Source organism: Kluyvera sp. 142486 (assembly GCF_046569695.1).
In the GTDB taxonomy this organism is placed as follows: domain Bacteria; phylum Pseudomonadota; class Gammaproteobacteria; order Enterobacterales; family Enterobacteriaceae; genus Kluyvera.
The window spans coordinates 86,965-100,278 of record NZ_JBKHUI010000014.1; the positions used below are offsets into that span (position 1 = coordinate 86,965).

Annotated in this window: 11 protein-coding genes; 9 read left to right on the forward strand and 2 right to left on the reverse strand. The window is 53.0% G+C overall.

The annotated features are described in order from the left end of the window. Positions 1 to 234 precede the first annotated feature (234 nt). The 5 genes from tkt to ACLGE8_RS16040 all read left to right on the forward strand — a co-directional run bounded on the left by tkt (position 235) and on the right by ACLGE8_RS16040 (position 6,972). A complete protein-coding gene (gene tkt / locus ACLGE8_RS16020; protein ID WP_115073718.1) occupies positions 235 to 2,226 on the forward strand; it encodes a transketolase in 1,992 nt (663 codons plus the stop codon). A gap of 295 nt (positions 2,227 to 2,521) precedes the next feature. After that, positions 2,522 to 3,550 carry an erythrose-4-phosphate dehydrogenase gene (epd, locus tag ACLGE8_RS16025; RefSeq protein ID WP_410999878.1) on the forward strand — a complete coding sequence of 343 codons (1,029 nt, stop codon included), beginning with the start codon at positions 2,522 to 2,524 and terminating at the stop codon, positions 3,548 to 3,550. Positions 3,551 to 3,589: 39 nt separating this feature from the next. Then, positions 3,590 to 4,753, forward strand: a complete 1,164-nt coding sequence (pgk, locus tag ACLGE8_RS16030) for a phosphoglycerate kinase (protein WP_410999880.1) — start codon at positions 3,590 to 3,592, stop codon at positions 4,751 to 4,753. Between the two features lie 92 nt (positions 4,754 to 4,845). Next, positions 4,846 to 5,925, forward strand: coding sequence for a class II fructose-bisphosphate aldolase (gene fbaA / locus ACLGE8_RS16035; RefSeq protein WP_333498838.1), 1,080 nt, complete (start codon positions 4,846 to 4,848; stop codon positions 5,923 to 5,925). A gap of 189 nt (positions 5,926 to 6,114) precedes the next feature. Continuing rightward, positions 6,115 to 6,972: a small-conductance mechanosensitive channel MscS gene (locus ACLGE8_RS16040; protein ID WP_410999882.1), complete on the forward strand. Its 858-nt coding sequence runs from the start codon at positions 6,115 to 6,117 to the stop codon at positions 6,970 to 6,972. A 52-nt stretch (positions 6,973 to 7,024) separates the two neighbouring features. Here ACLGE8_RS16040 and dctP read toward each other — a convergent pair whose 3' ends face one another. Further along, positions 7,025 to 8,077 (reverse strand): TRAP transporter substrate-binding protein DctP, encoded by a 1,053-nt coding sequence (gene dctP, locus ACLGE8_RS16045; protein WP_410999884.1) that lies wholly within the window; start codon positions 8,075 to 8,077, stop codon positions 7,025 to 7,027. A 163-nt stretch (positions 8,078 to 8,240) separates the two neighbouring features. Here dctP and argO point away from each other — a divergent pair, with 163 nt between their 5' ends. Beyond that, positions 8,241 to 8,876, forward strand: a complete 636-nt coding sequence (argO, locus tag ACLGE8_RS16050; RefSeq protein ID WP_410999886.1) for an arginine exporter ArgO — start codon at positions 8,241 to 8,243, stop codon at positions 8,874 to 8,876. A gap of 85 nt (positions 8,877 to 8,961) precedes the next feature. Further along, a complete protein-coding gene (locus ACLGE8_RS16055) occupies positions 8,962 to 9,720 on the forward strand; it encodes an oxidative stress defense protein (RefSeq protein WP_410999888.1) in 759 nt (252 codons plus the stop codon). 63 nt (positions 9,721 to 9,783) lie between these two features. On the opposite strand, the gene argP is transcribed toward ACLGE8_RS16055, so the two are convergent. Beyond that, a complete protein-coding gene (gene argP, locus ACLGE8_RS16060; RefSeq protein ID WP_035896251.1) occupies positions 9,784 to 10,677 on the reverse strand; it encodes a DNA-binding transcriptional regulator ArgP in 894 nt (297 codons plus the stop codon). A gap of 213 nt (positions 10,678 to 10,890) precedes the next feature. Between argP and rpiA the strand changes: the two genes are divergently transcribed. Together rpiA and serA are read left to right on the forward strand one after the other, a co-directional pair. Then, the gene (rpiA, locus tag ACLGE8_RS16065) at positions 10,891 to 11,550 is read left to right on the forward strand and encodes a ribose-5-phosphate isomerase RpiA (RefSeq protein ID WP_047347933.1); all 660 of its coding nucleotides are present in this window, start codon (positions 10,891 to 10,893) and stop codon (positions 11,548 to 11,550) included. 265 nt (positions 11,551 to 11,815) lie between these two features. Further along, positions 11,816 to 13,048, forward strand: a complete 1,233-nt coding sequence (gene serA, locus ACLGE8_RS16070; RefSeq protein WP_185669875.1) for a phosphoglycerate dehydrogenase — start codon at positions 11,816 to 11,818, stop codon at positions 13,046 to 13,048. The last annotated feature ends 266 nt before the right edge of the window (positions 13,049 to 13,314 follow it).

A 13,314-nucleotide genomic window follows, 5' to 3' on the forward strand; every position in this document is an offset into this window, starting at 1 on the left:
CCCTGGAACTGCGCCGCCAGAGTTAGGCTAAGTATAAAGAATATCGCGGCTTACGGGCGAGGGGATTACATCTTGTTAACCTCTGTTCCAGAGATTTCTGAAGTGGCAAAAGGATGCTCCATGTACATGCTTTGTCGCATAGGTTACATTGTTGACACTTTTTTCTGGCAAAGCCCGTAACGTGCGCCTCTCGTGACGTTAGGGTTGCCTTCAACAGTCCGAACTGGAGTCAAAATGTCCTCACGTAAAGAGCTTGCTAATGCTATTCGTGCGCTGAGCATGGACGCAGTACAGAAAGCCAATTCCGGTCACCCGGGTGCCCCTATGGGTATGGCTGACATTGCCGAAGTCCTGTGGCGTGATTTTCTGAACCATAACCCGCAGAATCCGTCCTGGGCTGACCGTGACCGCTTTGTGCTGTCTAACGGCCACGGCTCCATGCTGATCTATAGCCTGCTGCACCTCACCGGCTACGATCTGCCAATGGAAGAGCTGAAAAACTTCCGTCAACTGCACTCCAAAACCCCGGGCCACCCGGAAGTGGGTTACACCGCAGGTGTTGAAACCACTACCGGCCCGCTGGGCCAGGGTATTGCGAATGCCGTAGGTATGGCGATTGCAGAAAAAACGCTGGCGGCGCAGTTCAACCGCCCTGGTCACGACATCGTTGACCACTTCACCTATGCGTTCATGGGCGACGGCTGCATGATGGAAGGCATTTCTCACGAAGTGTGCTCCCTGGCCGGTACCCTGAAACTGGGCAAACTGATCGCATTCTATGATGACAACGGCATCTCCATCGACGGCCATGTTGAAGGCTGGTTCACCGATGACACTGCTAAACGTTTCGAAGCCTACCACTGGCACGTGATCCGTGGCATCGATGGTCACGATCCAGAAGCGATTAAACGTGCAGTAGAAGAAGCACGTAAAGTGACCGACAAACCATCCCTGCTGATGTGCAAAACCGTTATTGGTTTCGGTTCGCCAAACAAAGCTGGCACCCACGACTCCCACGGTGCACCGCTGGGCGAAGCCGAAGTGGCGCTGACCCGCGAAAAACTGGGCTGGAAATACGGTCCGTTTGAAATCCCGGCTGACATCTACGCGCAGTGGGATGCGAAAGCAGCAGGCCAGGCGAAAGAAGCAGCATGGAACGATAAGTTCGCCGCTTACGCTAAAGCCTTCCCACAGGAAGCAGCAGAATTCACCCGCCGTATGAAAGGTGACATGCCGTCTGACTTCGACGCGAAAGCGAACGAATTCATCGCTAAGCTGCAGGCTAACCCGGCGAAAATCGCCAGCCGTAAAGCTTCCCAGAACGCTATCGAAGCCTTTGGTCCTCTGCTGCCAGAATTCCTCGGCGGCTCCGCTGACCTGGCACCTTCTAACCTGACCATCTGGTCCGGCTCAAAAGCGATTAACGAAGACACCGCAGGTAACTACATCCATTACGGCGTGCGTGAATTCGGTATGACCGCGATTGCCAACGGTATCTCCCTGCACGGTGGTTTCCTGCCGTACACCTCTACCTTCCTGATGTTCGTTGAATATGCCCGTAACGCGGTGCGTATGGCAGCGCTGATGAAGAAACGCCAGGTGATGGTCTACACCCACGACTCCATCGGTCTGGGCGAAGATGGCCCAACTCACCAGCCGGTAGAGCAGATTGCTTCCCTGCGCGTGACCCCGAACATGAGCACCTGGCGCCCATGTGACCAGGTTGAATCCGCGATTGCGTGGAAATACGGCGTAGAGCGTCACGACGGCCCAACCGCACTGATCCTCTCCCGTCAGAACCTGGCGCAGCAGGAACGTACTGAAGCGCAGCTGGCGAACGTGGCTCGTGGTGGTTATGTGCTGAAAGACAGCGACGGCCAGCCGCAAATCATCCTGATTGCGACCGGTTCCGAAGTTGAGCTGGCCGTTGCCGCTTACGAAAAACTGACCGCAGAAGGCGTGAAGGCGCGCGTGGTGTCCATGCCGTCTACCGACGCATTCGACAAGCAGGACGCGGCTTACCGTGAATCCGTACTGCCGAAAGCCGTCTCTGCACGCGTCGCTATCGAAGCGGGCATCGCAGACTACTGGTTCAAATACGTGGGCCTGAACGGCGCAATCGTCGGCATGACCACCTTTGGTGAGTCTGCGCCAGCGGATCTGCTGTTTAAAGAGTTCGGCTTCACCGTTGAGAACGTTCTCGCGAAAGCGAAATCACTGCTGTAATCTGCGTTTTCTCTGAAATAAAAGGGTCGCTTCGGCGGCCCTTTTTTTATTCTCAGGAATTTCTTTGCATATTATTCCAATCAAAATGTGATGCATGTCAGATATTAGGCGTCTCTGTCTGGACAATCATTCCTTTTATTCCTTGTTTCGCTTATTCTAGCTGAAGCGTTTCAGTCGACAAATCGTTCGACATTTAACCAATCAGTCACTGTTTGTGGCGGGTGAGGTTTCCCAAAGCGTTTGGCTGCATTACTCTGTTTGCCACTTTGCATCGGGACAACCTTGCAGGAGACCTATGACCGTACGCGTAGCGATTAATGGCTTCGGTCGCATTGGACGTAACGTGGTTCGTGCTTTGTATGAATCCGGACGCCGTGCGGAAATCACCGTGGTGGCAATCAACGAACTGGCAGATGCTGCGGGCATCGCGCATTTGTTGAAATATGACACCAGCCACGGGCGCTTTGCCTGGGATGTTCGCCAGGAGCGTGAACAGCTTTTCGTCGGCGATGACGCCATCCGTCTTTTGCATGAGCGCACTATTGAAGCGCTGCCCTGGAAAGAGCTATCGGTTGATGTCGTGCTAGACTGTACCGGTGTATATGGCAGCCGCCATGACGGCGAAGCCCATATTGCCGCCGGCGCGAAGAAGGTGCTCTTTTCACATCCTGGCAGCAACGATCTCGACACCACCGTGGTGTTTGGGGTCAATCAGCATGAACTGCGTGCGGAGCATCGTATTGTCTCCAACGCCTCCTGCACTACCAACTGCATCATTCCCGTCATTAAACTGTTAGATGATGCCTATGGCATTGAATCGGGCACGGTCACGACCATCCATTCCGCGATGCACGACCAGCAGGTGATTGACGCCTACCATCCCGATTTACGCCGCACGCGCGCAGCAAGCCAGTCGATTATTCCGGTAGATACTAAACTTGCCGCGGGCATTGCGCGAATTTTCCCGCAGTTTGGTGACCGCTTCGAGGCGATTGCGGTGCGAGTACCGACCATTAACGTGACGGCAATTGACCTGAGCGTGACGGTGAAAAAGCCAGTAAAAGCAAATGAAGTCAACCAGTTGCTGCAAAAAGCAGCACAGGGTGCATTTCATGGTATAGTTGACTATACGGAATTACCGTTGGTCTCAACTGATTTTAACCACGATCCGCACAGCGCCATTGTCGATGGTACGCAGACGCGGGTAAGTGGAGCGCATCTGATCAAAACGCTGGTCTGGTGTGATAACGAATGGGGTTTTGCTAACCGAATGCTCGACACCACGTTAGCAATGGCCGCTATTGGTTTCAGGCTCGACGCTTGAGCGTCGACAAAACTTTAAGTATCAACGAGAGGATTCACCATGTCTGTAATTAAGATGACCGATCTGGATCTGGCTGGTAAACGCGTTTTCATCCGTGCGGACCTGAACGTACCAGTTAAAGAAGGGAAAGTAACCAGCGACGCGCGTATCCGTGCTTCACTGCCAACTATCGAGCTGGCGCTGAAACAGGGTGCGAAAGTGATGGTGACTTCTCACCTGGGTCGTCCGACCGAAGGCGAGTACAATGAAGAATTCTCTCTGCTGCCGGTTGTTAATTACCTGAAAGACAAACTGTCTGCTCCGGTTCGTCTGGTTAAAGATTACCTGGATGGTGTTGAAGTTGCTGCCGGTGAGCTGGTTGTTCTGGAAAACGTTCGCTTTAACAAAGGCGAGAAGAAAGACGACGAAGCGCTGTCCAAAAAATACGCTGCACTGTGCGACGTATTCGTAATGGACGCATTCGGTACTGCACACCGTGCACAGGCTTCCACCCACGGTATCGGCAAATTTGCTGACGTTGCGTGCGCAGGCCCACTGCTGGCAGCTGAACTGGACGCGCTGGGTAAAGCACTGAAAGAACCAGCTCGCCCAATGGTCGCTATCGTTGGTGGTTCTAAAGTTTCTACCAAACTGACCGTTCTGGACTCCCTGTCTAAAATCGCTGACCAGCTGATCGTTGGTGGTGGTATCGCGAACACCTTCGTTGCCGCTCAAGGCCACAACGTGGGTAAATCCCTGTACGAAGCTGACCTGGTTGAAGAAGCTAAACGTCTGCTGACCACCTGCGATATCCCAGTTCCAACCGACGTTCGCGTAGCGACCGAGTTCTCCGAAACCGCGACCGCTACCCTGAAATCTGTAAACGACATCAAAGATGAAGAGCAGATTCTGGACCTGGGCGACGTTTCTGCTGAGAAACTGGCTGAGATCCTGAAAAACGCAAAAACCATCCTGTGGAACGGCCCAGTTGGCGTGTTCGAATTCCCGAACTTCCGCAAAGGTACTGAAATCGTTGCTAACGCAATTGCAGACAGCGACGCGTTCTCCATCGCAGGCGGCGGCGACACCCTGGCAGCTATCGACCTGTTCGGTATCGCTGACAAAATCTCCTACATTTCCACTGGTGGCGGTGCATTCCTCGAATTCGTGGAAGGCAAAGTACTGCCAGCAGTAGCAATGCTCGAAGAGCGCGCTAAGAAGTAAGCCATTCAAGGGCAGGGAAACCTGCCCCATTTTCAGCGCGCTTTATAGAGCTCGCACCTTTTCTAACGGCCGAAGATACAGGACTACGTAACATGTCTAAAATTTTTGATTTCGTAAAACCAGGTGTTATCACCGGTGATGACGTACAGAAAGTTTTCCAGGTAGCAAAAGAAAACAACTTCGCTCTGCCAGCAGTTAACTGCGTTGGTACTGACTCCATCAACGCCGTTCTGGAAACCGCTGCAAAAGTTAAAGCACCGGTTATCGTTCAGTTCTCCAACGGCGGCGCTGCGTTCATCGCAGGTAAAGGCGTGAAAACTGACGTTCCTCAGGGCGCTGCAATCCTGGGTGCTATCTCCGGTGCACACCACGTACACCAGATGGCTGAACACTACGGTGTTCCAGTAATCCTGCACACTGACCACTGCGCTAAGAAACTGCTGCCGTGGATCGACGGTCTGCTGGACGCGGGTGAAAAACACTTCGCAGCTACCGGTAAGCCACTGTTCTCTTCCCACATGATCGACCTGTCCGAAGAGTCCCTGCACGAAAACATCGAAATCTGCTCCAAATACCTGGCGCGCATGTCCAAAATGGGCATGACTCTGGAAATTGAACTGGGTTGCACCGGCGGTGAAGAAGACGGCGTCGACAACAGCCACATGGACGCTTCTGCACTGTACACTCAGCCAGAAGACGTTGATTACGCGTTCACTGAACTGAGCAAAATCAGCCCACGTTTCACCATCGCAGCTTCCTTCGGTAACGTACACGGTGTGTACAAACCAGGTAACGTGGTTCTGACCCCAACTATCCTGCGTGATTCTCAGGAATACGTTTCTAAGAAACACAACCTGCCGCACAACAGCCTGAACTTCGTCTTCCACGGCGGTTCCGGTTCTTCTGCTCAGGAAATCAAAGACTCCGTAAGCTACGGCGTAGTAAAAATGAACATCGATACCGACACCCAATGGGCAACCTGGGACGGTATCCTGCAGTACTACAAAACCAACGAAGCTTACCTGCAGGGCCAACTGGGCAACCCGAAAGGCGAAGACCAGCCGAACAAGAAATACTACGATCCACGCGTATGGCTGCGTGCAGCTCAGGCGTCCATGATCGCTCGTCTGGAGCAGGCTTTCACTGAACTGAACGCGAAAGACGTTCTGTAAGATAAACCTGATTCTTGACCAAAAGCCCGCTGCATAGCGGGCTTTTTTATTGCCTTTTCAATATGATGGGCCGGTATAAAAACGTGATCGGTTTGGCAAAATACTGATTTTTTGTTTACCCTTTATACCTGCCTGTACTTTTACGGGCCGCTTTTAGTTTCCCATCCGGGTATCCATAAGGAATATTGAATGGAAGATTTAAACGTTGTCGACAGCATAAACAACGCAGGCTCCTGGCTGGTGCGCAACCAGGAACTCCTGCTGAGCTACGCCGTTAATATTGTTGCGGCGATTGCGATCCTTATCGTCGGGATGATTGTGGCGAGGATTGTCTCTGGCACCGTCAACCGCCTGATGCTGGCGCGTAAAATTGATGCCACTGTAGCGGACTTCCTCTCCGCGCTGGTACGCTACGCGATTATCGCTTTTACGCTGATTGCCGCGCTGGGCCGCGTCGGTGTGCAGACCGCCTCAGTGATTGCCGTGCTGGGTGCCGCCGGTTTAGCCGTAGGTCTGGCGCTGCAGGGTTCGCTCTCCAACCTGGCTGCTGGCGTACTGCTGGTGATGTTCCGTCCGTTCCGCGCGGGTGAATACGTTGATCTCGGCGGCGTTGCCGGTACCGTGCTCAGCGTGCAGATTTTCTCGACCACCATGCGTACCGTTGACGGTAAAATTATCGTTATTCCAAACGGTAAAATTATCGCCGGCAATATTATCAACTTCTCCCGCGAACCTGCGCGCCGTAATGAGTTCATTATTGGCGTCTCTTACGATGCGGATATTGATAAGGTTAAGCAGATCCTGACCCGCATTCTGGAAGCGGATAACCGCATTCTCAAAGACCGTGATATTACCGTGCGCTTAAATGAACTGGCGCCGTCATCAGTGAATTTTGTCGTGCGCGCCTGGAGCCTGAGCGGCGACCTGCAAAACGTCTACTGGGACGTGCTGGAGCAAATTAAGCGTGAGTTCGACGCCAACGGTATTAGCTTTCCTTACCCGCAGCTAGATGTGCATATGCAGCCGGGCAGCGCTGCTCAGCAATAATCGCTTCTACGCTGTGAAAATGCCGGGTTTATGCCCGGCATTTTTATCTCTTTTATTGGCTCATCGCGGCATCGAGCATCGTCGCAACGCGAGACAGTATTTGTCCGCTATCGCCGCGACCTTTTGCTTCCTGTGCTGAGACCCATTTTTGTTGTTCCTGCTGATAACGGCTAACGTGCTGCCAGGACTGCAATTGGGCAGGGGAGAGCCAGGTAATAGCGGCACCTTGTTTACCCATCGCATCGGTCATTTCGCGTAGGCTGGTATCCAGCAGTGGGCCGATTTGCCGTTGAGTCTGGGCTGCTGCTCGCTGTATAGCGGCTTTGTCATCGGCCGATAGTGAATTCCAGCGTGCTTTATTCATGGTCAGAAGATAGACATGCCCCATCCATAGCCGTGGAGACAGTTGGATATATTTTGCCGCCTGCTGGGCGTGAATATCGTCGCCGCTATCCAGATTAACCAGCAATCCATTCAATGTTCCGTTCTTTAATGCTTCGGTTATTTGCCCATTCCACGGCATTTTCACTACGCGACCTCCTGCATTTTCCAGATAGGCCTGGTGCCAGAAGCTGGCGGTTCGCCAGGTGGTGCCCTGTAAATGTGTCAATGGCATATTGGATGTGGTGCTAAAGAAGGCTGCGGGATAGCCGAGGAAAAACTGTAAATTGACCAGATTGTTTTGCGCCAGTTCAGCATCAAATTCAGGGATCGCTTTAAACACACGTTGAAAGAATAACGACTGCTTTGCGCCGTTATCAGGGCCAAGAGGGAAGCTTTTGAATACCTGAAATAGGGGGAGCTGTTCGGGGGTATATTCTGGCACAACAATGCCGATATCGGCTTTTTTGCCCTCCTGTAGAGTGTGCAATGCATCATAGCTGGTTGAGAGCTCACCGTTCCAGTGCGCCTCGATGCGCAATCGTCCCTGCGACTCTTTTTCTATGGCGGCGAAGAAAATAGTCTTTATTGCCCGGGTTCGCATGTTGCCATACGGTTCGTGGTCGGTGTAGCGCAATACGGTCTCTGCATTTGCGCAACCGATAGACAGCGTCAGCAGTGCAAATGCAGTGAACGACCGTGAGAGCATAACGTTAATATTCATTTCTAATCCTTTAGCTTCATGACTCTAATAAATTAGAGTGTCGTTTATATCGCGCCCGGCTTTCATTAGTTAAACTAATTATCTATTAAAAATATCAATTTCCGCTAATGATGTTATCGCGCTATAGTCAGCGCCATTCCTGAACTATTTGAAGAAAAATATCGTGATATCTTATTATTTTCAAGGTCTTATGCTCGGTGCTGCGATGATTCTGCCGTTGGGGCCGCAAAATGCTTTCGTCATGAACCAGGGGATCCGTCGTCAATATCACCTGATGATTGCCTTACTTTGCGCCGTTAGCGATCTGCTGTTGATCTGCGCCGGGATCTTTGGCGGTAGCGCGCTGCTGACGGCTTCGCCATGGCTGCTGGCGCTGGTGACCTGGGGCGGCGTCGCGTTCCTGCTGTGGTATGGCTTTGGCGCACTGAAAACCGCGATGGGCAGCAATATTGAGCTAGCGAATGCCGAGGTGATGAAGCAGGGGCGCTGGAAAATTATCGCCACCATGCTGGCGGTGACCTGGCTTAACCCACACGTCTATCTGGATACCTTTGTGGTGCTGGGCAGCCTCGGCGGCCAACTGGCGGAGGAACCAAAACGCTGGTTTGCGCTGGGCACTGTAAGCGCCTCTTTTCTGTGGTTCTTCGCGTTAGCGCTGCTGGCGGCCTGGCTTGCTCCGCGTTTACGTACCGCTAAAGCACAGCGTATTATTAACCTCGTTGTCGGTGTAGTGATGTGGTTTATTGCATTTCAGCTGGCAAAAGAGGGTGTCGGACATCTGCATGCGTTGCTGAACTAGGTCTCATCTGATGGACTTTCCCCTGGCAACGGCTAAGCTTGCAGGCAAGACCCCGTTGTTGGGTGATAACCAAGGAGATACAACAGTGAAGTTTAAAGTGATGGCTCTGGCTGCAGTAGTTGGGTTTAGCGCAATGGCGGTACAGGCAAATGAATTGCCGGACAGCCCGCATATCGTGACATCGGGTACGGCGAGCGTGGATGCGGTTCCGGATATCGCGACGCTTGCCATTGAAGTCAACATTGCTGCCAAGGATGCCGCGAGCGCGAAAAAACAGGCCGACCAGCGTGTCGCACAATATCTCTCCTTCCTCGAGCAGAACGGTGTAGCGAAAAAAGATATCAGCTCCGCGAACCTGCGTACCCAGCCAGATTATGACTACCAGAACGGTAAAAGCGTGCTGAAAGGCTATCGCGCGGTGCGCACCGTGGAGGTGACGCTGCGCCAGCTGGATAAGCTGAACTCGCTGCTGGATGGCGCGCTGAAGGCCGGGCTGAACGAAATCCGTTCTGTGTCGCTGGGCGTGGCTCAGCCGGATGCCTATAAAGATAAAGCGCGTAAAGCGGCTATTGAAGATGCGATTCATCAGGCGCAGTCGCTGGCCGCAGGTTTCCATAGCAAATTGGGGCCGGTATATAGCGTGCGTTACCACGTATCCAACTATCAGCCGAGCCCGATGGTGCGGATGATGAAGGCGGATGCGGCGCCGGTTTCCGCGCAGGAAACTTACGAGCAGGCGACGATCCAGTTTGATGATCAGGTGGATGTGGTGTTCCAGCTTCAGCCTGAGCAGGCTGCGGCTCCAGCTGCTTCAGCGACAACTCCGGCACCTGCGGCGAAATAAGCGTTTAAAGGGGGCGGCGGCGATTGGCCGCCCCCTTATACACTCTCTGTGTTAGCGCACGGGTTAATCCTGACGCAACACCTTATGCCCATAAGCCAACAACGCATCCGTCACCTTGCGCATCATTCGGCTCTCCGGCGCAAACCGGTGCCAGTACAGCATCCGACGCTGGAACAGCCCCGGGGTTAAGTCAATCAACTCCCCGCTTGCCAGCTCTTTCTCGATCTGCAAATGCGGGATCATACAGCAGGTCGTTCCCTGACGGGCCAGCTGCACAAACGCTTCTGAAGAGTTAACGATGTGGCACGGCACGCTGCCCGGCGGCAGATCGAAGTTCTGCTGCAAAAAGGCCTGGTGCATATCGTCCAGATGATCGAAGGCCACGGCGGGTGCCTTTAGCAGCGCAGAGCGAGTCACACCGTTAGGGAAATAGCGTTCAGCGAACGCTTTTGACCCGACAAACAGATAATCGAGCGCTCCGAGCTGATCAACCAAACAGCTTGGCAGCGCTTGTGGCTGGATACTCACCGCACCAACCACTTCACCACGACGCAGGCGTTCCTGGGTGCGGGTTTCATCTTCTACCTGCAAATTCAAACGAATAGGGGAGTTGGCCAACACGTCGGCAAGAGCCGGCAGCAGCCAGGTCGCCAGACTGTCGGCGTTGACCGCCAGCGACAGCAGCAGCGGCGTGGAGCCGGTTTGCTCATCGCCAAGCCACTCTTCTTCCAGCAGCTCAACCTGACGCAGCAGCGCCAGCAGCTTTTGCCCCTGTTCCGTTGGGCGTGGTGGCACGGTTCGCACCAGTAGCGGCTGACCGAACATGTTCTCCAACTGCTTAATGCGTTGGGAAACGGCGGACTGAGTAATGCACAGTTTCTGCGCGGCGCGTTCAAACCCACGTTCCCTGATAACGGCATCAAGCGCCTGTAGTGTTCTGTAGTCCGGACGTTTCATTGCTCTGAGGTACTCCCCTATAGGTGTTATCTGCACTATGACATAAATTTACCCGATATACAGACGAAAATGGTTTGCAGTTTACTGTGATGGAGGTCACGAGTTGAGCGCCTGTTCCATCGCGTCCAGCCTGAGGTTTCCCGGTTGCTCGAATTGTTCCAGAGTTATGTTCTATAATGCGCGGCAGTTGATGACACCACAGGCGAAACGATCATGACGCAGGATGAACTGAAAAAAGCAGTAGGCTGGGCAGCACTTCAATACGTACAGCCGGGTACGATTGTCGGTGTGGGCACGGGGTCTACCGCGGCGCACTTTATTGATGCGCTGGGCACGATGAAAGGACAAATCGAAGGGGCGGTATCAAGCTCAGATGCTTCTACCGAGAAGCTGAAAAGCCTTGGCATTACCGTTTTCGATCTGAACGAAGTCGACCGTTTAGGCATCTACGTTGATGGTGCGGATGAGATCAACGGCCATATGCAGATGATCAAAGGCGGCGGCGCAGCGCTGACGCGCGAAAAAATCATCGCCTCCGTTGCAGATAAATTTATCTGTATCGCTGATGCTTCCAAGCAGGTTGATATTCTGGGTAACTTCCCGCTGCCGGTTGAAGTGATCCCGATGGCCCGCAGCGCCGTGGCGCGTGAACTGGTGAAGCTGGGCGGTCGTCCAGAGTATCGTCAGGGCGTAGTGACCGATAACGGCAACGTGATTCTTGACGTGCACGGCCTGGAAATCCTCGATGCCATTGCACTGGAAAACGCGATTAACGGCATTCCAGGCGTGGTCACCGTGGGTCTGTTCGCGAACCGTGGCGCGGACGTCGCGCTGATTGGCACCGCCGACGGTGTGAAAACCATCGTGAAATGATCTGGCCGGGGGGAAAATACAATTTCCCCCATTTTTTTTATGCGGGCTAAATTCGGTGACTTGTGTCACATTTTTACGTCACGCATTATTAACATCCCACGTTTATCTTTCCACTTAGCATTTTATGCTGGCATTTTCCGCTGGATGACATTTCTTCATCACCCCGACGCAAACGTTCATATTGCCGCAATAATTTTTTTTGATATGTTGCTTAGGTGAACTTTCGTTCACCACAACATCAGTAAAACAAAGACAGGACGGGGAAATGGCTAAGGTATCACTGGAAAAAGAGAAAATTAAATTTCTGCTGGTTGAAGGCGTGCACCAGAAGGCGGTGGATAGTCTGCGTGCGGCAGGCTACACCAATATCGAGTTTCACAAGGGTGCGCTGGATAGCGAACAGCTGAAAGAGTCGATCCGTGATGCCCACTTCATCGGCCTGCGTTCCCGTACTCATCTGACGGAAGAAGTTTTTGCTGCCGCTGAGAAGTTGGTGGCGGTAGGCTGCTTCTGTATCGGCACCAACCAGGTCGATCTGGTGGCGGCAGCCAAGCGCGGCGTTCCTGTATTTAACGCGCCATTCTCTAACACTCGCTCCGTGGCGGAACTGGTGATCGGCGAACTGCTGCTGCTGCTTCGCGGTATCCCGGAAGCGAATGCCAAAGCGCACCGTGGCGTGTGGAATAAACTGGCGGCGGGCTCTTATGAAGCGCGCGGCAAAAAGCTGGGCATTATCGGCTACGGCCACATCGGCACCCAACTCGGTATTCTGGCGGAATCGCTGGGGATGCATGTCTTCTTCTACGATATTGAAAACAAGCTACCGCTAGGTAACGCCACCCAGGTACAGCATCTTTCTGACCTGCTGAACATGAGTGACGTTGTCAGCCTGCACGTGCCGGAAAATGCTTCAACCAAGAACATGATGGGCGCAGAAGAGTTGGCGCTGATGAAACCAGGCGCGCTGCTGATTAACGCCTCACGCGGCACGGTCGTTGAAATCCCTGCGTTGTGTGATGCGCTGGCGCGTAAGCACCTGGCTGGGGCGGCGATCGACGTTTTCCCAACCGAACCTGCTACCAACAGCGAGCCGTTCACCTCGCCGCTGTGCGAGTTCGACAACGTTATCCTGACGCCACACATCGGCGGTTCTACCCAGGAAGCGCAGGAGAACATCGGCCTGGAAGTGGCTGGCAAACTGATTAAGTACTCCGATAACGGCTCGACGCTCTCTGCGGTCAACTTCCCGGAAGTGTCGCTACCGCTGCACGGCGGTCGTCGCCTGCTGCATATTCACGAAAACCGTCCTGGCGTGCTGACGGCACTCAACCAGATCTTCGCCGAGCAGGGCGTGAACATTGCCGCACAGTATCTGCAAACGACGCCGCAGATGGGCTATGTGGTTATCGATATTGAAGCGGAAGAAGATGTGGCTGAAAAAGCTTTGTTGAGCATGAAGGCGATTCCGGGCACCGTTCGCGCACGTCTACTGTACTGATTCATTGATTCCCGCCAGGCAGGCGATCGGCCTGCCGTTTTCATTCCTACCTTCTCTAATATCAGAGTGTTACGTTCTATTATATATACCTATTTCTTTGCGGATATTCTAATATTTTAACGCGGTGGTGTTTTTAATTTTTATTAAATATTGGTGTTAATATTAAGTGTTACGCTGAGTGTTAACATATCAGAGGTTTTTATGCTTAAGTATTATATTTTTTAATTAGTGGCTTAGGTAATATCCTACTAAGCTATCATTGATGT